The 22,796-nt window shown below is 72.1% G+C and carries 23 protein-coding genes and 1 riboswitch; of the genes, 10 read left to right on the forward strand and 13 right to left on the reverse strand.

The genetic code is table 11. From position 1 onward, the window contains the following. Nucleotides 1-13 precede the first annotated feature (13 nt). The 5 genes from ACFWI4_RS22290 to ACFWI4_RS22310 form a co-directional block, all read right to left on the reverse strand. Complete coding sequence (locus ACFWI4_RS22290) at nt 14-1,222, reverse strand: LLM class flavin-dependent oxidoreductase (protein WP_387198879.1); 1,209 nt, start codon at nt 1,220-1,222, stop codon at nt 14-16. Nucleotides 1,223-1,426: 204 nt separating this feature from the next. Continuing rightward, a complete protein-coding gene (locus ACFWI4_RS22295) occupies nt 1,427-2,452 on the reverse strand; it encodes an ABC transporter substrate-binding protein (RefSeq protein WP_387198882.1) in 1,026 nt (341 codons plus the stop codon). 49 nt (nt 2,453-2,501) lie between these two features. Then, entirely contained in the window at nt 2,502-3,287 is a 786-nt protein-coding gene (locus tag ACFWI4_RS22300; protein WP_387198884.1) for an amino acid ABC transporter ATP-binding protein, read from the reverse strand. Next, entirely contained in the window at nt 3,284-4,288 is a 1,005-nt protein-coding gene (locus ACFWI4_RS22305; protein ID WP_387198886.1) for an amino acid ABC transporter permease, read from the reverse strand. The genes ACFWI4_RS22300 and ACFWI4_RS22305 overlap by 4 nt, the downstream gene beginning before the upstream one ends. Nucleotides 4,289-4,451: 163 nt before the next feature. Then, complete coding sequence (locus tag ACFWI4_RS22310; protein WP_387198889.1) at nt 4,452-4,586, reverse strand: hypothetical protein; 135 nt, start codon at nt 4,584-4,586, stop codon at nt 4,452-4,454. A gap of 158 nt (nt 4,587-4,744) precedes the next feature. Beyond that, nucleotides 4,745-4,887: riboswitch (SAM riboswitch) on the forward strand. 213 nt (nt 4,888-5,100) lie between these two features. Here ACFWI4_RS22310 and ACFWI4_RS22315 point away from each other — a divergent pair. Next, nucleotides 5,101-5,892: a cell envelope biogenesis protein OmpA gene (locus ACFWI4_RS22315; RefSeq protein WP_387198892.1), complete on the forward strand. Its 792-nt coding sequence runs from the start codon at nt 5,101-5,103 to the stop codon at nt 5,890-5,892. A gap of 77 nt (nt 5,893-5,969) precedes the next feature. On the opposite strand, the gene ACFWI4_RS22320 is transcribed toward ACFWI4_RS22315, so the two are convergent. Then, nucleotides 5,970-6,260, reverse strand: coding sequence for a hypothetical protein (locus ACFWI4_RS22320; RefSeq protein ID WP_387198895.1), 291 nt, complete (start codon nt 6,258-6,260; stop codon nt 5,970-5,972). A gap of 129 nt (nt 6,261-6,389) precedes the next feature. On the opposite strand from ACFWI4_RS22320, the gene ACFWI4_RS22325 reads away from it, so the two are divergent. Further along, nucleotides 6,390-7,349 (forward strand): expansin EXLX1 family cellulose-binding protein, encoded by a 960-nt coding sequence (locus ACFWI4_RS22325; protein ID WP_387198898.1) that lies wholly within the window; start codon nt 6,390-6,392, stop codon nt 7,347-7,349. Between the two features lie 118 nt (nt 7,350-7,467). Here ACFWI4_RS22325 and ACFWI4_RS22330 read toward each other — a convergent pair whose 3' ends face one another. From ACFWI4_RS22330 to ACFWI4_RS22350, 5 genes are all read right to left on the reverse strand, one after another. Beyond that, nucleotides 7,468-8,706, reverse strand: a complete 1,239-nt coding sequence (locus ACFWI4_RS22330) for a PP2C family protein-serine/threonine phosphatase (protein WP_387198900.1) — start codon at nt 8,704-8,706, stop codon at nt 7,468-7,470. A 91-nt stretch (nt 8,707-8,797) separates the two neighbouring features. Continuing rightward, a complete protein-coding gene (locus tag ACFWI4_RS22335) occupies nt 8,798-9,556 on the reverse strand; it encodes an IclR family transcriptional regulator (protein WP_387198903.1) in 759 nt (252 codons plus the stop codon). 638 nt (nt 9,557-10,194) lie between these two features. Further along, on the reverse strand, nt 10,195-10,653 hold the full coding sequence (locus ACFWI4_RS22340; RefSeq protein WP_387198906.1) for a MarR family winged helix-turn-helix transcriptional regulator: 459 nt from the start codon (nt 10,651-10,653) through the stop codon (nt 10,195-10,197). 60 nt (nt 10,654-10,713) lie between these two features. Further along, the gene (locus ACFWI4_RS22345) at nt 10,714-11,073 is read right to left on the reverse strand and encodes a DUF6204 family protein (protein WP_387198909.1); all 360 of its coding nucleotides are present in this window, start codon (nt 11,071-11,073) and stop codon (nt 10,714-10,716) included. A 154-nt stretch (nt 11,074-11,227) separates the two neighbouring features. After that, a complete protein-coding gene (locus ACFWI4_RS22350; protein WP_385404078.1) occupies nt 11,228-11,584 on the reverse strand; it encodes a hypothetical protein in 357 nt (118 codons plus the stop codon). 375 nt (nt 11,585-11,959) lie between these two features. On the opposite strand from ACFWI4_RS22350, the gene sigK reads away from it, so the two are divergent. From sigK to ACFWI4_RS22390, 8 genes are all read left to right on the forward strand, one after another. Then, complete coding sequence (gene sigK, locus ACFWI4_RS22355; RefSeq protein WP_387198911.1) at nt 11,960-12,556, forward strand: ECF RNA polymerase sigma factor SigK; 597 nt, start codon at nt 11,960-11,962, stop codon at nt 12,554-12,556. Beyond that, complete coding sequence (locus ACFWI4_RS22360; protein ID WP_387198914.1) at nt 12,553-13,287, forward strand: anti-sigma factor domain-containing protein; 735 nt, start codon at nt 12,553-12,555, stop codon at nt 13,285-13,287. Before sigK ends, ACFWI4_RS22360 begins: the two co-directional genes overlap by 4 nt. 196 nt (nt 13,288-13,483) lie before the next feature. After that, a complete protein-coding gene (locus ACFWI4_RS22365; protein ID WP_385404085.1) occupies nt 13,484-14,329 on the forward strand; it encodes an MIP/aquaporin family protein in 846 nt (281 codons plus the stop codon). 24 nt (nt 14,330-14,353) lie between these two features. Continuing rightward, entirely contained in the window at nt 14,354-15,871 is a 1,518-nt protein-coding gene (gene glpK, locus ACFWI4_RS22370; protein WP_387198917.1) for a glycerol kinase GlpK, read from the forward strand. 288 nt (nt 15,872-16,159) lie between these two features. Further along, on the forward strand, nt 16,160-16,651 hold the full coding sequence (locus ACFWI4_RS22375) for a peptidylprolyl isomerase (RefSeq protein ID WP_387198920.1): 492 nt from the start codon (nt 16,160-16,162) through the stop codon (nt 16,649-16,651). A 366-nt stretch (nt 16,652-17,017) separates the two neighbouring features. Continuing rightward, nucleotides 17,018-17,629, forward strand: a complete 612-nt coding sequence (locus tag ACFWI4_RS22380) for a hypothetical protein (RefSeq protein ID WP_387198923.1) — start codon at nt 17,018-17,020, stop codon at nt 17,627-17,629. 300 nt (nt 17,630-17,929) lie between these two features. Beyond that, nucleotides 17,930-18,367: a DUF485 domain-containing protein gene (locus ACFWI4_RS22385; RefSeq protein ID WP_387198926.1), complete on the forward strand. Its 438-nt coding sequence runs from the start codon at nt 17,930-17,932 to the stop codon at nt 18,365-18,367. Next, the gene (locus ACFWI4_RS22390; protein WP_387198929.1) at nt 18,364-19,980 is read left to right on the forward strand and encodes a cation acetate symporter; all 1,617 of its coding nucleotides are present in this window, start codon (nt 18,364-18,366) and stop codon (nt 19,978-19,980) included. The genes ACFWI4_RS22385 and ACFWI4_RS22390 overlap by 4 nt, the downstream gene beginning before the upstream one ends. A gap of 49 nt (nt 19,981-20,029) precedes the next feature. On the opposite strand, the gene ACFWI4_RS22395 is transcribed toward ACFWI4_RS22390, so the two are convergent. Together ACFWI4_RS22395 and ACFWI4_RS22400 are read right to left on the reverse strand one after the other, a co-directional pair. Further along, complete coding sequence (locus tag ACFWI4_RS22395) at nt 20,030-21,523, reverse strand: long-chain fatty acid--CoA ligase (RefSeq protein WP_387198932.1); 1,494 nt, start codon at nt 21,521-21,523, stop codon at nt 20,030-20,032. Next, nucleotides 21,520-22,701, reverse strand: a complete 1,182-nt coding sequence (locus ACFWI4_RS22400; RefSeq protein WP_387198935.1) for a TauD/TfdA family dioxygenase — start codon at nt 22,699-22,701, stop codon at nt 21,520-21,522. Before ACFWI4_RS22400 ends, ACFWI4_RS22395 begins: the two co-directional genes overlap by 4 nt. Nucleotides 22,702-22,796: the final 95 nt, after the last annotated feature.

Consider the following 22,796-nt stretch of genomic DNA (forward strand, 5'->3'; position numbering starts at 1 on the left):
GGGTCCTTCCGGCTCAGGCGGTGGTGGAGTAGCGGTTCGCGGGGCGGGTGAGTCCGAGCAGTCCGCGCAGGGTGCCGGCCCCGTAGGCCCGCCGGAACACGCCCCGGCGCTGGAGCTCGGGCACGAGGCCTCGGGTGATCGCGGGCAGGTCGTGTCCGGCGACGCCGGGCCGCAGCCGGAAGCCGGACAGTCCCGCCTCGCTCAACTCCTGCAACAGGTCGGCGAGTTGCGCCGGTGTTCCGGTGAAGATCCGGGCGTCGCTGGTGTACGGGTGGTCCGCGAGGGCGTCCAGTCGCTCGCGGCGGGCCTCGGCGGCCCGGCGGTCGTCGTCCAGGAAGACCACGAGGTCGCCGAAGACGTGCACGGTCTCGTCCCCGCGCCCGGCCGTCGTCTGCTCGGCGCGGATCTCCTCGACGGCGGCGCGCGCCTGTTCCGCGTCGTGCGGGGTGACGTAGCCGACGTCGGCGGCGCGGGCCACCAGCCGGTTGGGGACGGTGGCGTGGGCCAGGGCGCTGACGACGGGCTGCCCCTGCGGAGGCCGGGGGGTGATCGAGGGGCCCTTGACGCGGAAGTGGGCGCCCTCGAAGTCGATGTAGTGGAGCTTGTCGCGGTCGATGAAGCGGCCGGTTGCGGCGTCGCGGATCTCGGCGTCGTCCTCCCAGCTGTCCCAGAGCCTGCGGACGACCTCGACGTAGTCGGCGGCCTCGTCGAAGAGCTCGGTCACCAGTTCCTGGGCCGCGGGCGTGTCGTATTCCTCCAGCCGGAACGGCGGGAAGGTGCGCCGTCCGAAGTGCGCGGCCTCGTTCGGGCGTGCGCTGACCTGCACCCGCAGGCCCGCGCGGCCGGAGCTCACGTAGTCGAGGGTGGCGATCGCCTTGGAGAGGTGGAACGGTTCGGTGTGGGTGGCCACGACGGTCGGCACGAGGCCGATGTGGCGGGTCACCGGCGCGACCCGGGACGCGATGAGGACCGCGTCGAGGCGGCCGCGTACCTGGTCGGTGCGTCCGTCGGGTCCGGTGGACGAGGAGGACTGGAGGCCGAGTCCGTCCTCGATGGTCACGAAGTCGAGCAGTCCGCGCTCGGCCTCGGTGACCAGGCCGGTCCAGTAGCCGGCGGTCAGCAGTTCGTGGGGGCGGGCCACGGGCTCGCGCCAGGCGGCCGGGTGCCAGCCGGCGCCGTCCAGGGCGACGGCGAGGTGCAGCGAAGAGGGTGACGAGGACACGGGGTTGCCTTCCTGATCGACCGTACGGGGAGGCCCGCCCCGGCGAGCGGGGCGCGGCCGCGTGAGGGGGGGCGCCTCGGCGAGCGGACCGCGGGCCGCGTGGGGGGCGACGCCCCGTCGACCGGGGTGGTGCCTCCCACGCGGGCGGGCCGGGGCGGTACGGGGTGCCGGTGCCCCGCGGTGGTCCGAAGTGCGGCCGATGGTTCAGGAGTTGTCGAGCGGCAGGCCGGGCGGGTTGACCTCGGAGGTCTTCACCGCCTCGTTCGAGAGGTTCCAGGCGGCCAGCCACTTGGCGTACTGCCCGTTCTCGATCAGGTGGTTGATGGCGTCGGCGACGGGCTTGGCGAGCCCGCTGTCCTTCTTGGCGGTGGCCGCGATCAGCCCCTGGATCGTCGCTCCGGCCCCCGAGAACTGGCCCGCGTTGCGGGTCGGGTCGGGGGACTTGGCGTTCTGGGTGACATGGTAGGCGACCGCCGGGTTGGGGCCGAAGGAGGCGTCGATCCTCCCGCTGTTCAGGGCAAGGGCGGTGGCGTTGCTGTCCTGGTAGTACTTGACGGTGAGCTTCTTGCCCTCCTGGGCCAGCTTCGCCTTCCACTCCAGGAGGATCTTCTCCTGGTTGGTGCCGGCGCCGACCGCGATCGTCCTGCCCGCCAGGTTCCGGTAGTCGCCGTCGAAGTTCCAGGTGCTCTTCTTCGGCACCTCGAAGGCGAGGTTGTCCTCCCGGTAGGAGGCGAACTCGTACTTTCTCTTGCGTTCCTCCGTGTCGGTGACGTTGGAGAAGGCGACGTCGACCTTGCCGCTGTCGACACCGACGAACAGGTTCTCCCAGGTCGAGTTCCTGACCACCGGCTTCAGTCCGAGGACCGCGGCGACCAGCCGGCCGAGGTCGGGTTCGCTGCCGGTGAGCGTCCGCTGGTCCGAGCCGACGAAGTTCAACGGCGGTGATCCGGCCGGCAGGGCGCCGACGCCCACCACCAACGTGCCCTTCGCGGCTATCGACTTGGGGAGTTCGGCGCTGATCGACTTCACCTCGGACACCTTCAGCGTGGTCTCCTGGGCGGCCCCGTTGGACAGGGCGCCGACGGTCACGGTGCCGGCCGCGTCGGTCCGTGTCCGGGTGGCCGCGTCGCTGTCCGCGCCGCACGCGGCGAGCGACACGGCGAGGGAGGCGACGGCGGCGGTCGCGGCGACGCCGCGGAGGGTCCTGCTGTTCGGGCCGGGGGTGCGCATGGCTGTCCTTTGCGGTCGTACGTGAGGAAGACGGGAGAGGCGGGAGCGGTCAGAGCACCTTGCTCAGGAACTCCCTGGTGCGCGCTTCGCGCGGATGGTCCAGCACCTGCTCGGGCGGTCCCTGCTCGACGATCCGTCCGCCGTCCATGAAGACCACCCGGTCGGCGATCTCACGGGCGAAGCCGATCTCGTGGGTGACGATGACGAGCGTGGTGCCGCTGTGGGCCAGGTCCTTGATGACGGCGAGGACCTCGCCGACGAGTTCGGGGTCGAGGGCGGAGGTCGGTTCGTCGAAGAGGATGATCCCGGGGCGCAGGGCGAGGGCGCGCGCGATGGCCACGCGCTGCTGCTGGCCGCCCGACAACTGCCGTGGATAGGCGGCGGTCCTGTCGGCCAGGCCCACGCGTGCGAGCAGTTCGCGGGCCAGTTCTCGGGCCCCGGCCCGGGACAGCCTGCCGGTCGCCACCGGGGCGGCGGCCACGTTGTCGAGCACGGTCAGATGGGGGAAGAGGTTGAAGTTCTGGAACACGAACCCGATGCGGCCGCGCTGGGCCAGGATGACCCTTTCGCTCAGCTCCTTGAGCCGGTCGCCGTGCCTGCGTACGCCGATGAGCTCGCCGTTCAGGCTCACATGGCCGCGTTCGGGCTTCTCCAGGTGGTTGATCACGCGCAGGAGGGTGGACTTCCCGGAGCCGGACGGACCCACGACGACCGTGACCTCGCCGGGCCGCACGGTCAACTCGACTCCGTTCAGGACCTGCTGGTCGCCGTACCACTTGTGGACGTCGTGCACCTCGACCGCCGCCGGCCGCGGTCCGCTCGTCACGCCGGTCATGTCGCCGTCTCCCTGCGGACCCGGGCCCGCGCCTCGCGCAGACCGCCTCGTACCTTCTGCAACGGGGTCGGCGGCAGGGTGCGCAGGGCGCCCCGCGCGTAGTACCGCTCGACGTAGAACTGGACGACCGAGACGACGCTCGTGAGGATCAGGTACCAGGCGGTGGCGACGAGGAGCAGGGGCACGATGTCGCCCGGGTAGGTGCTGCCCATGCTCTGCACGGTTCCGAACAGGTCAAGCAGGGACACGTAGAAGACCAGCGAGGTGCCCTTGACCAGACCGATCAGCTGGTTGACGTAGTTGGGGACGATGGAGCGCAGGGCCTGCGGGAGGACGATCCGCGTGAACCGGTAGCGCAGCGGCAGGCCCAGGGCGGCGGCGGCTTCGTGCTGCCCCTGGTCGACGGAGAGAAGGCCGCCCCGTACCACTTCGGAGGCGTACGCCGCCTCGTTCAGACTCAGTCCCACGACGGCGACGGCCATGTCGGTGGCCAGGCGGGACTCGTCGAAGGTGAAGAAGGACGGGCCGAACGGGACGCCTACGCTCAGCGTCCGGTACAGCGCACTGAAGTTGTAGAGGAACAGCAGGACCACGATGAGGGGCACCGAACGGAACAGCCAGGTGTAGACCCAGCTCACCGCGCGCAGCACCGGGCTCGGGGAGAGCCTGCCGAGAGCCAGCAGGACGCCGCCGAGCAGGCCGAGGACGGCGCTGAAGAGGGTGACTTCGAGGGTGATCAGCAGTCCGTCGAGGACGGTCGGGCGCAGGAACCAGTACGAGAACCGGTCCCACTGGTAGAAGGGGTTGGTCACCAGGCCGTGGGCGATCTGGGCGACCAGGACGAGCACCAGGGCCGTGACGATCCAGCGGCCGGGGTGCCGAAGGGGCAGCACCCGCTGGGCCGCCGGAGGCGCGGGGGCGGCGGGGACGTCGGTACGGGGGATCGCCTCGGCGGGCGGCGCCGTACCCAAGGGCACGGCGCTGCCGGGGAGTTGACTCATGGAGAGCTCCAGCGGACGCGGACACCCCGGATCCACGCGGGCGCGGCGCCGCGCCGAGCGGGAGAGGCTCGGTACGAGGCGGTGCGCGGCCTACGCGGAACGGGGGCTGGGCAGGAAGGGACGTACCGCGAGGGCGGCGGTCGTCAGAGACGCGGAGGAACCGTCAGCCCCGGCTGAGGGGGTGACACATGCCCGTACACAGTGCGCTGTTGACGCGCAGCAGGTCCACGGAGCGGTCGGCGCAGAGCACTTCGCGGCCGCGGCGCCGCCATGCGGCCGTCCCGTCAGCTGAGTGCATCGCCGTCACCGTTTCCACTCCGGCCGAAGAGGGCATCCCTTCGTGGGCCGCACGTTAGGCCCGCCCCGAAAAGAATGTCAATGCGGGTGACCACCAGATGAGACCGTGCTCGCGGCCTTCTTGACGGCGCAACAGAGCGCCCCGAGACTGACGGGGACGGTCACGATTGTCAGCGCCCACGGTGCGGTCCTCCGCCCCAGTGGTCATCGGCCCCGGCCCGCTGACAGGCAACCCTTCCACCGCGACGGGGTGCCCCGGGTGACGACCGGGTCCCGCCGGCGCGGTGGGGCAAGCGTGGTCTCGCGTCTCGCGAGCCCTGAGGTCGGGACCGGTGGAATGCCAAGGAACGGCTTGACGAGGCGCCTTCACATCGATCTGTTGCGTGTCTCCAGCGCCTACTGATCCGCGACCGGTCCGTTGATCCGGACCGGTGCGACAGGCGCGGTCAATCCGCATTCCGGCCGCCGGTGCCCACAAAGCGGCGGTGGCTTCCTTCTTCCCCCAAGGGAGAGTCATGCCCGAGACAGCTTCGCGCACGTCCAGTTCCGTCGACTCCCGTCCCTGTGAGCAGATTTCGCTGCCCTCCGCCCTCCGTTTCAAGCCGCCGGCGGCGCCGTCCGTCCTCCCCCACCGTGTCGACAGCCGCATCGGTGTGGGGCTGGCCGGCGGCTTCTACCCGGCCCCGCACCGCTACGAGCTGTATCTGTCACGAGGGTGTCCGCGCTCGCTGCGGATCGCCATCACCCTCGGGCTGCTCGGGCTTCGGGACTCGGTCGCCACCACGCTCCTCACGGACCCCGCGCGCACTCCCGAGGCCTTCGCCTCGCTGCGCCGCGCCTACGAGGCCACCGAGCATCACTTCGACGGGCCGCTGACGGCACCGGCGCTGTGCGACCGCTGGAGCGGACGCATCGTCAGCAACCACACGCCCGACATCCTCCGCGATCTCGCGGGACTGCTCTCCGGCCACACCACGACCTGCCCTTCCACGCTGTGCCCTCCGGAGCTGACCGCCGACATCGAGGCCCTGCGTGATCTGCTGGAGCGTGAGGTCACCCCGTCCGCCCGCCCCTCGGAGCTCGCGGCGGCCCTTGACCTGCTGGACTGCCAACTCGCCGCGCGTCCCTACGTCCTGGGCGAGAGCCTCACGGCGGCGGACGTCGACGCGTGGGTCGCGCTCACCGGGCTGGGCGGCCCGGAGATCCTCGGTACACGTCCCCGGCTCCTGGACTACGTACGCCGTCTCGGCGCCCACCCCGCCTTCCGGCCGGGCACCGACGCGGTGCCCGTGGCGGCGGACGCCTGACGCTCCCGGCCGCGGGGCCGGTCGCCGGCACTCGGTTCCGGGTGGACCTCGGCGGCCGGCCCCGCGGCCGGGCGGGCTCACTCTCGGGGGATCAGCAGGATGCTCAGGCCGCTCAGGGTGGAGGCCCACTTCCGTCCCTGGTCGAGGGTCTCACGGCCCGAACCCAGAATCCGGTCCTGGAGGAGCAGCGCCGCCGCGCGGAGTTCCTCCCACGGTTCCGGCGTGTCGAAGGCGCGCCGGGACCGCTCCACGGATCCGACCAGCGCACGACAGGCCGCCTCCACGTCGGCGACGTTCTGACCGGCCGAGCCGACACCGTCGATCGACCACGTCATCCACAGGCGGCCCATGGCCTCACTCTGTCCCATCGCGGGAACCGCCGCACGCCCGTGGCATCGAGCGCCCTCATTCTCTCGACGTGGCCCCGTCGACTCTCGGTCCGTAGTAGACATGCGGCGTGTCCCGCCCGGTCCGGAGCGGGTGGAGAACGGATACCGATGAACGAAACGAGTCGAACCGCACGGCGGCGCGGACTCGGACCGAAGCCCCGGGGCATCGCCGTGGCGGCGCTGGTCGCGGCCGGGGCACTGGTCTGTCTGGTCGTGGCGTTCCGGCCGGGCGGCCACCAGGCCGACGCGGGGCGCACCAGCGCCACGGCGGCCGCCGGTTCCCGGGGGACCCAGGACCCGGGCCGGGCGGCTCCGGCCGCATCGATGTCCGCCGCGGCCACCCGGTCGCCGGGGCCCACGTCCTCCCCGGCGGTGACGGCCCGCCCGTCCACCACGTCGGCACGCCCGTCGGCCCCGGACACCCCGCGGACCACGGCGAGGACCGCCTCCCTGGCGGGGCGGATCCGCCCGGGCACCGACTACCGGGGGGTGGCGACGACGTACGACGCCGGGAACGGGGACGGCTCCTGTTCGTACGGCCCGAGCAGTGACGTCTTGACCGCGGCGATGAATCACACCGACTACGAGACGTCCGCGGCGTGCGGCGCGTACGTGCTGGTGCGCGCGGCGGACGGCGCCACCGTGACGGTCCGGATCACCAACGAATGCCCGACGGGCTGCGCTCCCGGGCAGCTCGACCTCAGCGCCCAGGCGTTCGCGCGGCTCGCGGCCCCGTCGGCCGGCCGCATCCCGATCACCTGGAAACTGCTGAGCCCCGGCGCCTCCGGTACGGTCGCGCTCCGCTACAAGACGGGGTCCAGCCGCTACTGGTGCGCGGTCCAGGTGATCGGACACCGCAACCCGGTGGCCCGGCTCGAACTGCGCACCGCCGGCGGATGGCGGTCTCTGCCGCGCACCGAATACAACTACTTCCTCGCCGAGGACGGCGGCGGCTGCGGCGGCACGGTCAGGATCACCGACATCTACGGTGAGCGCCTGACCGCCGAAGGCATCGCGCTGCGCCCCGACGTGGTTCAGACGACCCGGCTCCAGTTCGCCCGGCACTGACCCGTACCGGCGGAGGCGCCGGGAGTGCGTCCCTCGCCCCGTGTACTCCCGTCGCACGCCGGGGCGCACCGGGGACGAGCACCCCGGAGCCCCCGGCCCTCGGCTCTCCCCGGCCCGCCTACTCCGAGCCCTTGGCGCAGCCCACCACGGCGGCCGCGGGACCGGCTCCGGCCACGGCGGGGCCGGGGACACCGCCCGCCGCGACGACCTCCGCCGGCTCCGCGGGGAGCGGCTTGCGGAGCAGCAGCAGCGCCGCGTCGTCGTGCAGACGCCCGCCCACGTGGGCCTGGAGCTCGGCGTCGAGCGCGGCGAGCGTGGAGGCCGGTTCGTCGGACACGTTCCGGGCCAGGCCCTGGGCGAGGGCGTAGAACTCACGGCCATGGTCGCGGGCCTCGGTGACCCCGTCGGTGTACAGCAGGAGCTGGTCGCCGTCGGCCAGCGGCAGCACCTGAAGACTCGGGGTCTCCCCCGTCAGAGCCCGCAGCCCGAGCGGAGGGGCGGGATCGACGGGGTCGACCGACACGACGCTGCCGGACGCGTGGACGTGCAGCGGCGGAGCGTGGCCGCAGTTGACGACCTCCAGCCGGCCGGACTCCGGATAGCCGGCGACCACGGCGGTGACGAAGTCGTCGTACTCCAGGTTGCGCGCCAGACTCCGTTCGATCCGGGCGACGACGTCGAGGAGATCCGGTTCGTCGTAGGCGGCCTCACGGAAGACGCCGAGCACGAGCGCGGCCGTCCCGACGGCCGGCAGCCCCTTGCCCCGGACGTCTCCGATGATCATCCTGACGCCGTACGGCGTGGGCACCAGCGCGTAGAGATCGCCGCCGATCCGGGCCTCGGCCGCGGCGGCGCTGTAGCGGACGGCCACCTGGAACGGGCCGACGTTCGACGGAATGGGCGCGAGGAGCGCGTGCTGCGCCGCCTCGGCGACCGAGCGGACGGCCGCGAGGACGCGCTCGCGGCGCCAGCGCAGCGCGCTGGCCAGGACGCTCGCCAGGGTGACGGAGGCCAGCGCGGACAGGACGGCCACGAGCTCGCCGCCCGGAACGCCGTCCCGCAGGCCGAGCATCGCGCTCAGGACCGAGGCCAGGACGCCGACGCACAGGACTCCGTACGGCCGGCTGGTGGTGGCCGCCAGCGCGGGCCCGGCGGCCAGCAGCGGCAGCCAGAAGATCCCGGCTCCGCCCGCCAGGTCGGCGAGCACGATGGTGCCGACGATCAGTAAGGGCAGCACCGAGGTGCCGAAGGCGAGGTGGGCGACGCGTTTGCGGGCCGCCGTCCAGGAGCCGGCACCTCGTTTTCTGAACGTCCGTTTCAGCCAGTGCTCGCCGGCGTGCTCTCGGGCCCGACTCATACGCGTCCGCAGTCCTCACCTGGGTTTGTCCCTGAAATGTCCGGTTGGTCTAGGAAAGACGTTCGAGACGTGATCCACAAGAACGGAGATTTCAGATAGTGAACGAGAGGCTCCTGGTCACGCGGTTCGCGGTCGGGATCAGCTTCGTCACGACGTCCGCGAGCCGGGGCAGCCGCTCGGCGGGGAGCGAGACACCGAGGGATCCGAGCGTGTCCCCGCTGTAGACGGGTACGGCGACGCAGACCGTGCCGAGAGCGTACTCCTCCAGGTCGGTGACCGCCGGGGCGACCGGGGACGTGGCCAGGCGCCGGAGCAGTTCGGGGCGGCTGGTGATGGTCCGCGGGGTGAGGTCGGCGAGGGTGTGCCGGGCGAGGTAGTCGTTGCGCGCGTCCTCGTCGAGTTCGCGCAGCACCGACTTGCCGAGCGCGGTGGCGTGCCCGGCGTCCTCGAATCCGACCCAGAGGTCGACCCGGGGCGCCCGGGGACCGTCGACGATCTCGGCGACCCTGATCTCGCCCTCCTCGTAGAAGGTGAGGTAGGCGGCCGAGGCGAGTTCGTCGCGCAGGGCGGCGAGCGTGGGGCGGACGCGGCTGAGCCGTGTCTGCCCCACGCCCTGGCTCTGCAGCGTCTGCATCTTGTCGCCCAGGATGAACCCGCCGTCGTCGAGCTTGCGGATGTATCCGTCGTGGACGAGCGTCCGCAGCAGGTGGTAGGCGGTGGCCAGCGGGAGCTCGGTCTCGCGGGCGAGCTGTTTGGCGGGCGCGCCGGTCTCGTGCGCGCTCACCGCCTCCAGCAGGCGGAAGGCTCGCTGGACGGAGGTGATGAGCGTGGGCCCGTCGCGAGCTCCCATGCCACCAGCGTGCGCCGAGCCGGCAGGACAGGCAAGGCAGGGTCGACGGCGCGCAGTGCCTCCGGCAGGGCATGCTAGCGATCCCGGCGGCCCGATCCCGGGCGAGGGCCACGGGGGCCACGCCGCCGGAACCCGGCCGACGGCCCGCCTTCAGGACCCGCCGGCCCCGGACCCGAGCGAAGCACCGCAGGAGCCACGCCTCCGGACAAAGCCGGGCCCGGCCCGCCCCACCCGACCAGCCCGTCCGACGCGATCCCGGACCACTCCGCCCGAGCCGGCGAAGCTGTCCGCGGCGCGGCTCGGACGGAGCCGTCCGAGCCTGAGTCGGACTGAGTGGTCGGGGGTGAGGCTCGAACGGAAGGGACCAGGCCCGTCTTGGGCCGGGCGGTCCAAGGGCGGGCCCGCGTCCCCACCGTCCGAGACGCGCCCGGACCGCTGAAAAACCGAACCGCCCGTCCGAGGCGGGCCCGGACCGAAGCGCCTGCCCGAGACGGACCCGTACCTCGACGTCCAGGACCGGCCCGCGCCCCTCCATCCGGGACGGGCGGCCCGACCGACGGCAGCGAGGGCCGCGGGACCGGGTCGAGGCGACGACGCCGGGAAGCGCGGGATCTCGTACCGGCCGGAGGCCGACCGCCTCAGGAGCCGCCCGACCCGCGCCGCCCGACCCCGGTGCCGCCGAGGCGTCCGAGGAGGCCGGCGAGCCGGGTCGTCTCCTCCGCGGTCCACGCCGGTTCGGCGAAGACCTCCTCGGCCACGTGTTCGGCGGTGACGAGCATCTCCCGCAGCCGCTCCCGGCCGGTCTCCGTCAGGGCCGCGTAGGCCACCCGCGCGTCACGGGCGTCCGCGTCCCGCCCGACCAGCCCGATGCGCTCCAGGGGCACGAGACCCCGGGTGACACCGGACGCCGTCAGGCCGAGCGCCTCCGCCAGGTCCACCCGGCGCATCCGGTCGCCCGGAGCCTCGGACAGCCGCAGCAGCAGCGTGAAGTCGGCCAGGCTCACGCCGTGCAGTCCGCCGAGACTCGCGTCGAACCGCTTCGCCAGGCCGGCCTGCGCCCTCATCAGACGCAGTGCCGCGTCCAGCCCCTCACTCATTGACACCTCCTTGACTACTCAAGCATATCGGCAACGAAGATCCTGGTTCGCCACGAGGGATCAGGGGGTGTTCTGCGCCGCGGCCCGGCGCTGTCGCTTGCCGAGAGGCGCCTGGGAGAGATCCTCGGCCTGGGACTTGAGCCGCTTGAAGCCGTAGCCGCGCTCGGTGAGCCAGGCGGTCGCGGTGGCCTCGGCCCGTTCGACCGCCTCCAGGATGTCCTCCTCGGCCTCTCCCGAGTCCAGGAAGCGGAAGGTGAAGGCGGGCCGGGCGGCCAGGTCGTAGCTGAGGTGCCCCTCGGGGGTGAAGGCGGCGCGCAGGACATCGTGCTCCGGCGCGCGTGCCAGCAGTTCCGCGCGCTGTTCCGCGCCGAGCCCGTCGAAGACACCGCGAACGGTGATACGGAAAGTTCGTGTGGTCATCCCGCGAGCCTAACCAACGCGAGCGGCGACGCTCCACCACGTTTCCCGCGCCCGGTGCCTCTCCCCGACGGCGGACCGGACGGCCCGGACACCGCCCGGAGCGGACCGGGCGCGGCCGCGCCGCACCCGGTCCGCGCTTCGGCCGCCGGATCCCTCAATGGCGGTGTTCCCGGCAGTCCCAGTGCCCCTTGACCCACACCTTGTCCCAGTGACCGGGGACGTAGACCCACTTCTGCACCCAGCCGTGCGCGTGGTGACCGTGGTGCCAGGAGTCCTGGTGGACCCACTTCTTGACCCAGTGACCCGGCACCCACTTCTTCTCCCAGTGGCCCTTCTTCCACTCGCAGCGGTCGTGGTGACCATGGTGGTCGGCCGACGTGCCCGAAGGCGCGGGCGAAGGCGTCGTGGTCGCGGCGGCGACGCCGGACGTGCCCAGCGCGGCCCCACCGGCCAGCAGGCCCGTCGCGGCCGCGCCGGCGAGCAGGCGCCGGACGTTCACGTGTGTGGTCATCGGACTCACCTCCCTCTGGATGTGATCGACGTGCGCAACGAGAGCCGGTGTCACGGACGTTCGCGCCGACACCGTCGGTACGTTCCAAGGCCCTCGATGCGCGGGACATAAGTCATTCGGAGTGACAAAAGGTACGTATGAGGATAGACCTGGGTAAGTTTTCGGTACGAGTTTTCAGGAGACCCGTCCGGGATCCCGGGTGACGGGTCCGCACCTTCGGGCGACCGCTCCGAGTCGCCGGCAGACCGTCCGGGCCCGGCTCCCCGGATGCCGGCCCCGTCACCCCGCAGGGGGATTTCGCGGCACCCCCGGCTCATCCGAGGGCCGGGACGGCTACGAATACACGCCGGGAGCGACGGACGGATTCTGTGAGCGATGCCCAAGACCGGCCAGGACGGACACGGTTCGCGACGGCGCCCACCGGCGGAAACGTGGCTGGACGCCCGGCTCGAACGCGCCGCGCAGGGTGACCAGGACGCGTTCGCCGACGTGTACGACACCCTCGCGCGCCCGGTCAAGGGCCTGATCCGCCGCGTACTGCGGGACGAGGCGCAGGCCGAGGAGGTGACGCAGGACGTGATGGTGGAGATCTGGCGGACCGCCGACCGCTATCGCCCCGAACTCGGCGGCGCCCGGGGATGGGTCCTCACGCTCGCACACCGACGGGCCGTCGACCGGGTCCGGCAGGTCCAGGCGAGCACGGACCGGGAGCGGCGCAGCGCCCTGCTCGCGGAGGACCGCCCCTTCGACGAGGTGGCCGAGGCCGTGGAGCTCCACGAGGACCACGACCGCGTGCAGCGCTGCCTCGCCGGCCTGGAACGGCATCAGCGCGTGCCACTGGTGCTCGCCTACTACCAGGGCATGACGTATCTGGAGGTGGCCGCCTGCCTGGCCACCCCGGCGGGCACCGTGAAGTCCAGGATGCGCTCGGGGCTGCGTCTGCTCCGCAGATGCCTGGAGGCCGGCCCGTGACGGCCGCCGAGGACCCGCACGAGCTCGTCGGCGCCTACGTCCTGCACGCGCTGCCGGCGGCCGAGGAAGCCTCCTTCGAGAACCACCTGGCGGGCTGCGCGGCCTGCCGGGACGAGGTGGCGGAGCTGTCCGGGGCCACGCTGCGGATGGCCTCCGTCCAGGACGCGGCCCCCTCCCCCGAGCTGCGCGGGCGCGTCCTCGAACAGATCGCCCGGACCCGCCAGGAACACCTGCCGCGCGCCCTGCCGGTCCGCCACCGGGCCCTGCGCGCGGCCCTCGCCGCATGTCTGGCCCTCGCGGCCGCGCTCGGCGGGATCGCCGCCTGGCAGCACACCCGGGCGGACGACGCACGCGCCGAAGCCACCGTCAGACAGGCGCAGGCCGCCGCCCTCACCGACCTCCTGACGGCACGGGACGCCACGGTCAGCACCCGGAAGCTGGACAACGGGGCCGACATCGCGGTGGTCGCCTCACGCTCCCAGGGCCGGGCGGCCTTCGTCGCCTCGGACCTGCCGCGCCTGGCGCACGATCAGGTCTACGAACTCTGGTACGCGGCCAAGTCCGGTGACCTCCGGCCGGCCGGTCTGCTCCCCGGCACCGGCGGCGGGCACGCCCGGCTGCTCCGCGGATCCCTTGAGGGCGTCAGCGCCGTGGGCATCACGGCCGAGCCCGCGGGCGGTTCGCGTCAGCCGACGAGCGAGCCGCTCGGCATCGTCACGGTGCCCGCGTGACGACCTCACGGTCCGGCCCGTCCGGCACGCAAGCCGCCGTTCCCCGTCGCTTCAACGCATCCGATTCCGGGCATGACGGAGAAAAGACGATAGTTCACTTTTAATGCAAATTGCCCTTGATCATCCTATTCTGAGGGGAGGGAGGGCTCGGGCGGCGGTCAACAGCCGGTCCTGGACCGGCGGGAAGCGGGCTTCCATGACTGAGCGGTTCAAGCGGTCGGGGCTGATCGGAGAGTTGTCCGGTGAGTTCCTCGGCACGATGATTCTCATCCTGTTCGGGTGCGGCGTGGTGGCCCAGGTGGTCGCCGGCGGAGCACTCACGACGCCGCCGGGCGGTCTGGGAAACCACGACAGCATCGCCTGGGCCTGGGGTATCGGCGTCACCATGGGCGTCTACGTCGCGGCACGGCTGAGCGGCGCCCACCTCAACCCCGCGGTGACGGTGGCACTCGCCACGTTCAGGGGTTTCCCGTGGCGCAAGGTGGCTCCCTATGTGGTGGCCCAGACCATAGGCGCCTTCGTGGCGGCCATGATCGTGCGCTGGAACTACACCGAGGCCCTGGCGAAGGCGGACCCCGGACACACCATCAAGACGCAGGGCGTGTTCTCCACGCTGCCCGCCAACGGCAATCCGAACCTGCCGGTCCACGAGTGGGGCGCGTTCCGCGACCAGATCATCGGCACGGCCATCCTGCTCCTGGTGATCATGGCGATCACCGACCTGCTGAACACCCCGCCCGGCGCGAACCTGGCCCCGTTCGTCATCGGCCTGCTGGTCGTCGGCATCGGTATGGCCTGGGGCACCAACGCGGGCTACGCGATCAACCCCGCACGCGACTTCGGGCCGCGGCTGGCCAGCTTCCTCACGGGATACGGAGGGGCATGGCGAGATCAGTACGGGAACTTCTACTTCTGGGTACCGATCATCGGTCCGCTGATCGGCGGCGTGCTCGGCGCAGGCATGTACAAGTTCTTCATCGGCCGGTTCCTGCCGACCGCTGAGCCCGAGCCCCCGGGACGCATCCCGGTTCCCGAGGCCTGACACACCCGGCAGAGGCGGCAACTCATGGCTGACTTCGTGGGCGCGGTGGACCAGGGGACCACCAGCACCCGATTCATGATCTTCGACCACGCGGGCAACGAGGTGGCGAAGCACCAACTGGAACACGCCCAGATCCTTCCGCGCTCCGGATGGGTCGAGCACGACCCGGTGGAGATCTGGGAACGCACCAACTCCGTGATCCAGAACGCCCTGCGGCACAAGAACCTGACCGCCGAGGACCTCGCGGCGATCGGCATCACCAACCAGCGGGAGACGACCGTCGTCTGGGACCCGCGCAACGGACGTCCCTACTACAACGCCATCGTCTGGCAGGACACCCGCACCGACTCCATCGCCGCGGCCCTGGAGCGTTCCGGGCAGGGCGACGTCATCCGCCGCAAGGCGGGGCTGCCCCCGGCGACGTACTTCTCCGGCGGCAAGATCCAGTGGATCCTGGAGAACGTCGACGGGGTCCGCGAGGCCGCGGAGCAGGGCCACGCCCTGTTCGGCAACACGGACGCCTGGGTCCTGTGGAACCTGACCGGAGGTCCCGACGGCGGCATCCACGCCACCGACGTGACCAACGCCAGCCGCACCATGCTGATGGACCTCGAAACCCTCGACTGGGACGACGAACTGCTGGGCTTCTTCGGCGTGCCGAGGGCCATGCTGCCCAGCATCAACCCCTCGTCCGACCGCGAGGCGTACGGCACGGCGCGCACCTCCCGGCCGCTGCGCGCAGCCATCCCCATCACCGGGGTCCTCGGCGACCAGCAGGCGGCCACCGTCGGACAGGTCTGCTACGCGCCGGGCGAGGCCAAGAACACGTACGGCACCGGCAACTTCCTGGTCCTCAACACCGGTACGGAACTGGTCCGTTCGCAGCACGGCCTGCTGACCACCGTGGCCTACCGGTTCGGCGGCGAACCCGCCGTCTACGCGCTGGAGGGTTCCATCGCGGTCACCGGATCCGCGGTGCAGTGGCTGCGGGACCAGATGAAGATCATCAAGGACGCGGCCGAGAGCGAGAGGCTGGCCCGCTCGGTGGAGGACAACGGAGGCATGTACTTCGTGCCGGCGTTCTCCGGGCTGTTCGCCCCGTACTGGCGTTCCGACGCCCGCGGAGCGATCGTCGGACTCGCCCGGTACAACAGCAACGCCCATCTGGCCCGCGCCACGCTGGAGGCGATCTGCTACCAGAGCCGCGATGTCGTCGAAGCGATGGAACAGGACTCCGGGGTCCATCTGGACGTACTGAAGGTCGACGGCGGTGTGACCGCCAACGACCTGTGCATGCAGATCCAGGCCGATGTCCTCGGCGTACCCGTCAGCCGTCCGGTCGTCGCCGAGACCACCGCGCTCGGCGCCTCGTACGCGGCCGGTCTGGCCACCGGGTTCTGGAAGGACACCGAGGAACTGCGCACCCACTGGCAGGAATCCAGGCGCTGGGAGCCCCAGTGGTCCGAGGACCGGCGTCAGCAGGGGTACGCGGACTGGAAGAAGGCGGTGGAACGCACGCTCGACTGGGCGAAGGTGGAATAGCCGGGGGCGTCGGTCCACCGGTGACCGACCGTGCTCCGTCCGGCCCCCGCCGCGCATCGCGCCGGGGGCCGGAGGCGTTCCGCAGGGGCTTTCCGTGTGCGGTCGCGAACCCGCCAGGGCGGGCCCGGCACGCTTCCGTCCTGCACGTCTTCACGGCCACCGGCGTCGGCGGGGGCTCGTTCGCCGCTCACCGGCCACGCGCCGGACGATCACCCCCGGTCACGCATCCACCCCTTCCGCTTCTCTATGCTCGGGGGCGAACCTTTCGTACCCATGAGGAGCAGAGCAATGAGCCAGAACGTCTTTTTCGAGGTCACCGCGGACGGCGAGCCGCTGGGCCGCATCGAGTTCAAGCTCTACGACGACGTCGTCCCGAAGACCGCGCAGAACTTCCGTGAGCTCGCCACCGGCCAGCACGGTTTCGGTTACGAGGGCTCGCCGTTCCACCGTGTCATCCCGAAGTTCATGCTCCAGGGCGGCGACTTCACGCGCCAGAACGGCACCGGCGGCAAGAGCATCTACGGCGAGAAGTTCGCCGACGAGAACTTCAAGCTCAAGCACACCAAGCCGGGCCTGCTGTCCATGGCCAACGCGGGCCCGAACACCAACGGCTCGCAGTTCTTCATCACCACCATCGTCACCGACTGGCTGGACGGCAAGCACGTCGTCTTCGGCGAGGTCGTCGAGGGCATGGACGTGGTGAAGGCCATCGAGGCGCTCGGCAGCGGTTCCGGCACCACCTCCAAGAAGATCGTCGTCTCCAAGAGCGGCACCGTCTGAGCGGACCGGCACCCGGCCGGGTCCCTCCCGCGGACACCGGCAGGTGAGGGCGGCGGGTGACGAACCCGCCGCCCCCGCCGGGCGGCCCGCCACACCCGCGGCCCCGCCGCACCCCGCCGGGCGGCCCGCCGCATCCGGCCCCGCCGCCACCACGGCCGATCGGGCCCCACGCGTCGCGGCCCCCCGAAAGGGTTCAGCCGGATTCATGGCCGGATCCCGTACACCAGGGGACCTGCCCCGCCGCGAGGGGTAGCCCTTCCCGGACACGCGGAAGCGCGTCAGGGTTGGGGGGAGCTGGCCCGGGTGAGTTGGTGGGGGCGGACACCCGCGCGACGCCCGTCGGGTCGCGCGCGACGACGGTCGGCCGTGCGCCGGCTGCGTGCGGAAGGGGCCTACGGGCCCGCACTTCGAGAAGTACTGCCCGCCCTCGCGGCGGTCGTCGTCCTGATCTGCGCGGTCGTCGCGGGGCTCGCCGTCGGATACCGCGTGGCGGGCATCGCCGTTCCCGTCGGCGCGCTGGCCGTGCTCGCCGTCGCCACGCCCGCCGCGATACGGCGCAGCCGTCCGACCGCCCGCCGCCGCCTCGGCATCTACACACCCGAGGAACTGGCGGATCTCGACACCCAGGGACTGGCCCTGGCCGTCTCCCGGATGCTGCGCCGGGACGGCTGGCGCGTGGTCCCGCCCCGCAGGGCGGAGAACCGCGTCCGGGTCCGCGCGCGGGACGGACACGGGCAGCGCCTGGAGGTCGCCTTCCGGCCCGTGGCGGAACCGCTGCCCGACGAGGACACGCCCCCGCGGTCCGGACGCCCGGGCGGCCCCGGCCCTCCGCTGCGCCTCGTGGTGCACCGCGGAACCTTCACCCGGCGTGACGTCCAGTGGGCGCGGAGACAGGGCGGTGTGCGTCTGATCGACGGTTCGTGTCTGCGCCGGTGGGCGCACGGGACACCGCTGAACGAACTGAGCGACTCCCCCTGAAGCCGTACGGCCGCGACGCACCCCGTACGGCAGCCGCCCGCGCGTACCGGGGACCCGGCCGCCCGGGCGGACCCGCCGACGCCACAGGCCTCACTCCGGACCCGGGCGCAACAGCGGTTTCTCCGACAACGGTCGAGGTCAGCGGCCTGGACACGTTCCCATCAGGTAGTTGAAGGAAAGCCCTTCGCACACACCTACGAGCCGCATAGCGTGCGAGGGCGTGTCCGTCCCAGGACCCGAGCCGTCCCCACTGTCCCGCGGTCCGCGCACGCCGGGCCCCTACCCCACGAGGAGACCGGCATGTCGTACGACAGCTCCGCCCCAGGGCCCGAGCGACCGCCCCGGGGACACCACAGCTCCTTCGCCGACCACGTCCCCGACCCGGCCGCGGCGGAACCCTTACGCGGCGGGGCAGCACCCCGCGCCTGGACCGGGCACCACCGCGATCTGCGAATCCTGCGCCGCGCCTACCGCCGCCAGCGGCGCGTGACCACCTTCGCGGTGCTCGGCTGTTTCACCGTCTTCCTCGGCCTCTGCGCCGGCTGTCCCACCCTGATGGACCGTCCCGTCACCCCAGGTCTCTCGACCGGTCTGGTGATCGCCCTCGCCCAGATCCCCGCCACCTGGCTCGCCGTGCTCGTCTACGAGCGCACCGCCCGCCGCTATGTCGACCCGCTCGCCCGCCGCGTGAACCGGAGTGTCCCGTGGGCCGGTGGCGAGCAGGAGCGGCAGCGGTGAGCGCCTTCTCCGGTTCCACCCAGTCCTGGTCCCTCGTCGCCTTCTCCGTCGCCGTCACGGTCACCCTGCTGCTCTGCGTGCTGACGGGCCCCGACAGTGACGACCTCGCCGAGTTCTACACCGGATACCGCTCGCTCTCCCCGCTGCGCAACGGACTCGCCATCGCCGGCGACTACATCTCCGCGGCGACCGTCCTGACCATCGGCGGCGTGATCGCGCTGTGCGGTTTCGACGGGGTCGTCCTGGCCCTGAGCACCCTGCTCTCGCTGCTGGTCCTGATGTTCCTGCTGGCCGAACCCCTGCGGAACACGGGCAAGTTCACCATGGGCGACGTGCTGGCCCGCCGAATGCCCGGACGTTCCGTGCGGATCACCGGGTGCGCGGTCACGATCGCCGCTCTCGTCCCGATGATGCTCGTCCAACTCGCCAGCACGGGCCAGCTGCTGGCGTTCATCCTGGGCTTCACCGACAGTTCCATGAAGACGGGCTGCATCGTCGGGGTCGGCGCTCTGATGATCACCTACGCGGCCATCGGCGGTATGCGGGGCACCGCCTTGATCCAGCTCCTGAAGATGGTCGCGCTCCTCGGTTCCGGAATCGTCGTCGCGCTGCTGATCCTCAGCCGGTTCCACTGGAACCCCGGGGCGCTGTTCACCGCGGCCGCCCGGCGCAGTGGCTCACCCGACGCGTTCCTGCACGGCGGACTGGAGTTCGCCGGCGGCCCGCATCCCCGGCTCGACATGATCAGCACCCAGTTCGCGATCGTGCTGGGCGGGGCCTGTCTGCCGCATGTGACCATGCGGATGTTCACCGCCAACAGCGCCCGCCAGGTGCGGCGTTCGATGTCCTGGGCGGTGTCCTCGGTGGCGTTGTTCATGCTGCTGGCGGGAGTTGTCGCCATCGGCGCCACGGCGCTGATCGGCCGGGCCGGTGTCACCGCGGCCGATCCGCGCGGGCACACCGCCTATCTGCTGGGCTCACGTGCCGCGTTCGGCCCCGTGGTGTCCCGGGCGGAGACCCTGGTGTTCACCACCGTCACCACGGCGATCTTCCTCACCCTGCTCGCCTCGGTCGCCGGGATGACCCTCGCGTGCGCCAACTCGCTGGCCCACGACGTCTTCGCGGGCCGCGGCACGGCCATGTCGTCCCAGCGCGAGACCGGTTTCGCCCGCGTCTCGGCGCTGGTCGTCGGCGCGCCCGTGATCGCCCTCGCGGTCGTCGTACAGAACCGGTCCCTCCAGCCGCTGGCCACCATGTCCTTCTGCGTGGGTGCCTCGGCGATCGCGCCGGCCCTGGTCTACAGCCTGTTCTGGCGGCGCTTCACCCGTGCCGGTCTGCTGAGCACCCTCATCGGCGGCACCCTCGCCGTGCTGATCCTGATGCCGGGCACCCGGCTGGTGTCGGGCTCCCCGACGTCCGCGTTCCCCGGCACCGACTTCAACTGGTTCCCGTTCACCACCACGGGGCTGGTGTCGATCCCGCTGGGGTTCGCGTTCGGCTGGCTCGGCAGCGTCCTGTCCGGGCGCCGCACGGCCGACCGGGAGCGCGGGGTGTACGAGAGGGTCGAGAGCCTGATCCTCGCGGGACCGCGGCCCCGGCCGCGGGAACGGTGACGGCGCGGGGTCGCCGCCACCGTCACCGGGCGCTCCCCCGCGGTCCGGTTCAGCTGCCCCCGACCACGATCTCGCGCTTGAGGATCTTGCCCGTGGGGCCCTTGGGTAGCTCGGCCGCGACCTCGACGATCCGGGGGTACTTGTACGCGGCGACCCGCTCCTTGGCGTGGGCGCGGATCTCCTCGGCCGTCGCCTGCGCCCCGGGCCTGAGGGTCACGACGGCCGCGACCTCCTCGCCGTGCAGGGGGTGCGGCACCCCCACGACGGCGGCCTCGGCGACGGCGGGGTGCTCGTACAGCACCTCCTCGATCTCGCGCGGGTAGACGTTGTAGCCGCCGCGGATGATCATGTCCTTCTTACGGTCGACGATGAAGTAGAAGCCGTCCTCGTCGACGCGGGCCAGGTCCCCGCTGTGGAACCAGCCGTCGCGGATCGCCTCCGCGGTGGCGTCCGGGCGGTTCCAGTAGCCGGTCATGACGTTCTCGCCGCGGATGGCGATCTCGCCGACCTCTCCGGGTGCGGCCGCACCGCCGTCCTCGGTGACGAGCCGCATCTCGACCCCGCGGATGGGCACACCGATCGAGCCCGCCTTGCGGGGGCGGTCCGGGTGGTTGAACGCGGCGACCGGTGAGGTCTCGGACAGTCCGTAGCCCTCCAGGACGGCGGCACCGAAGCGCCGCTCGAATCCGTGCAGGACCTCGACCGGAAGCGCGGCCCCGCCCGAGACGGCCAGGCGCAGCAGACCGGGGTCGAAGCCGTCCGGAAGGTCGGCGTGCAGCAGGGCCGCGTACATCGTCGGCACTCCGAGGAAGACGGTGACCTTGTCCCGGGCGACGACCTCCAGCGCGCCGCGCGGGTCGAACCGGGGCAGCAGGGTCAGCGTGGCTCCGGTCGCGACGGCCACGTTGAGCGCGCAGGTCTGGCCGAAGGCGTGGAAGAGGGGCAGGCCGCCGAAGAGGACGTCGTCCGGTCCGACCTGGAGGAGGGTCTCGGCCGTGGTGAGCGTGTTGCGGGCGAGGTTCCGGTGGGACAGCTCGGCGCCCTTGGGGGTTCCCGTGGTGCCCGAGGTGTAGAGGATGAGGGCGGGATCGTCGTCGGCGCGGTCCGGGGTCTCGCGCAGGGGTTCGAGGCCGCGCAGCAGGGCGTCGAAGGTCCCGGGGTCGGTGACCAGGCAGTCGGTGCCCGTCTCGGCGGCGGCCTTCGTCACCTCCTCGGCGAACAGCGGGAAGACCAGGGCGATCCGCGCCCCGCAGTCGCGCAGGGCGAAGGCGACCTCACGGGCCTTGAGGAGCGGGTTCATCGGGACGACGACGCCGCCAGCGCGCAGGATGCCGTAATAGAGGACCGGGAACAGCGGGACGTTGGGCATGGTCAGGGCGACCCGGTCGCCCGGCGTCAGACCGCGGTCGCGCAGCAGCGCGGCCACCCGGGCACTGGCGTCGTCGAGTTCGGCGTAGGTGAGCGTGCTGTCGTCGTGGCGGACGGCGACGCGCTCGCCGTGGGCGGCGACGGTGGCGGCCAGCAGGGTGACGAGGTTGGTCATGCCGGGTTTCTCCTTGGGTTCGTCGCGCGGGGCGCGGCGGTGGCGCGCGGTCGGATCACATCGCGAAGCGTGACCCACGGGGGTGCGTCCTGGCCACCGGGTCTCCCCGGAAAGGCCAGCCACAGGCGCAGCAGATGGCCTGAACGGTCCGGCGGCCGGTGCTCCCCGAAGGCCGGAGGGGTGTGCAGGACCCGGTGGGTGTTGACGAGCAGCAGGTCCCCGGCCATGAGATCGAGGTCGAGGCGGTGCTCGGGGGAGGCCGCCACGGAGTCGAGGAGGTCGAAGAGTTCCCGGTCCGCGGGCTCCAGGCGGGGCACGTCGGGGAAGCGCTGGGCGGATTCGATACGGCCGCGGTCGTAGCGCGTGCTCGGCCCGCCGCCGGGACCGTCGTGGCGGGAGACCAGCGGAGCGGCCGTCCAGGGCCGCTCACCGGGAGCGTGTTCGCCGCGGCGGTCGAAGTGGTACGTGCGGTGGAGGCGTTCGGCGAGATCGGGGCGCCGCTCCAGGACGGCGTCGTGGACGGCGGCCGAGCCGGCCAGTCGGACGCGCGCGCCGGTGCGGGCCGTGCGCAGCGCCAGCAGGGCGAGGAGATCGGTGGGGTCGGTACGGAAGGCCGGGGTTTCCCGGGTCCGGGGGCCGGGTCGGGAGGGGGCGTCCTGGTGGCGTACGGAGTGGGCCTCCAGGCGAGATACGGAGGCGGCGTCCTGGCCGGGCCCGGAGAAATCTTCCTGGCCGGGCCCGGAGGGGTCGTCCGGGCCGGGTCCGAAGGGATCGTCCGGGTCTGGTCCGGTGTCCCGGACGTGGCCGAGGACGAGTCCGTCGGCGTTCTGCGGGACCGGGTGCCCGAGGTGCCGGCCGATCCCCCAGAACACGGTGTTCGCGGCGGTCTCGCCGAGGCGCTCCACGGGGATCCCTCGGACGACGGCGAACCCGCGGCCGTGTTCGAGGGCCTCGCGGACCTGTGCCAGGCCGGCGGCGAGACCCGGCAGCGGGAAGTCCGCGGCCGTCAGTCTGAGCAGGGTCAGGTCCCGTCGGCGCGCCTCCCGCAGGGCGGAGTCGATCTCGGCGATCCGGGCCTCCGACAGTGTCCATCGCCATGGCGGGAGCGAGGTCCGCCCCGGTCCGGGAGACGTCGGCTCCTGCCCGGAGAGCGCCGGCTCGTCCGGATGTCCTGTCATGTTCGCCTCCAATCCGTCGCGCGTTCACCGGCCGGTGAGCGGCCTCCCCTGGTGGGCCCGGCCGGTGAACGGCGTCATGCTAGGTTCCTCGACCA

The sequence above is a fragment of the Streptomyces sp. NPDC127038 genome (genome assembly GCF_042725875.1).
Lineage (GTDB): Bacteria > Actinomycetota > Actinomycetes > Streptomycetales > Streptomycetaceae > Streptomyces.

Excerpts from the sequence above, each read along its gene's own strand:
- ACFWI4_RS22295 (WP_387198882.1), bottom strand. The coding sequence starts at position 2,452 with ATGCGCACCCCCGGCCCGAACAGCAGGACCCTCCGCGGCGTCGCCGCG.
- ACFWI4_RS22300 (WP_387198884.1), bottom strand. The coding sequence starts at position 3,287 with ATGACCGGCGTGACGAGCGGACCGCGGCCGGCGGCGGTCGAGGTGCAC.
- ACFWI4_RS22305 (WP_387198886.1), bottom strand. The coding sequence starts at position 4,288 with ATGAGTCAACTCCCCGGCAGCGCCGTGCCCTTGGGTACGGCGCCGCCC.
- ACFWI4_RS22310 (WP_387198889.1), bottom strand. The coding sequence starts at position 4,586 with ATGCACTCAGCTGACGGGACGGCCGCATGGCGGCGCCGCGGCCGCGAA.
- ACFWI4_RS22315 (WP_387198892.1), top strand. The coding sequence starts at position 5,101 with ATGCCCGAGACAGCTTCGCGCACGTCCAGTTCCGTCGACTCCCGTCCC.
- ACFWI4_RS22320 (WP_387198895.1), bottom strand. The coding sequence starts at position 6,260 with ATGGGACAGAGTGAGGCCATGGGCCGCCTGTGGATGACGTGGTCGATC.
- ACFWI4_RS22325 (WP_387198898.1), top strand. The coding sequence starts at position 6,390 with ATGAACGAAACGAGTCGAACCGCACGGCGGCGCGGACTCGGACCGAAG.
- ACFWI4_RS22330 (WP_387198900.1), bottom strand. The coding sequence starts at position 8,706 with ATGAGTCGGGCCCGAGAGCACGCCGGCGAGCACTGGCTGAAACGGACG.
- ACFWI4_RS22335 (WP_387198903.1), bottom strand. The coding sequence starts at position 9,556 with ATGGGAGCTCGCGACGGGCCCACGCTCATCACCTCCGTCCAGCGAGCC.
- ACFWI4_RS22340 (WP_387198906.1), bottom strand. The coding sequence starts at position 10,653 with ATGAGTGAGGGGCTGGACGCGGCACTGCGTCTGATGAGGGCGCAGGCC.
- ACFWI4_RS22345 (WP_387198909.1), bottom strand. The coding sequence starts at position 11,073 with ATGACCACACGAACTTTCCGTATCACCGTTCGCGGTGTCTTCGACGGG.
- ACFWI4_RS22350 (WP_385404078.1), bottom strand. The coding sequence starts at position 11,584 with ATGACCACACACGTGAACGTCCGGCGCCTGCTCGCCGGCGCGGCCGCG.
- sigK (WP_387198911.1), top strand. The coding sequence starts at position 11,960 with ATGCCCAAGACCGGCCAGGACGGACACGGTTCGCGACGGCGCCCACCG.
- ACFWI4_RS22365 (WP_385404085.1), top strand. The coding sequence starts at position 13,484 with ATGACTGAGCGGTTCAAGCGGTCGGGGCTGATCGGAGAGTTGTCCGGT.
- glpK (WP_387198917.1), top strand. The coding sequence starts at position 14,354 with ATGGCTGACTTCGTGGGCGCGGTGGACCAGGGGACCACCAGCACCCGA.
- ACFWI4_RS22375 (WP_387198920.1), top strand. The coding sequence starts at position 16,160 with ATGAGCCAGAACGTCTTTTTCGAGGTCACCGCGGACGGCGAGCCGCTG.
- ACFWI4_RS22385 (WP_387198926.1), top strand. The coding sequence starts at position 17,930 with ATGTCGTACGACAGCTCCGCCCCAGGGCCCGAGCGACCGCCCCGGGGA.
- ACFWI4_RS22395 (WP_387198932.1), bottom strand. The coding sequence starts at position 21,523 with ATGACCAACCTCGTCACCCTGCTGGCCGCCACCGTCGCCGCCCACGGC.
- ACFWI4_RS22400 (WP_387198935.1), bottom strand. The coding sequence starts at position 22,701 with ATGACAGGACATCCGGACGAGCCGGCGCTCTCCGGGCAGGAGCCGACG.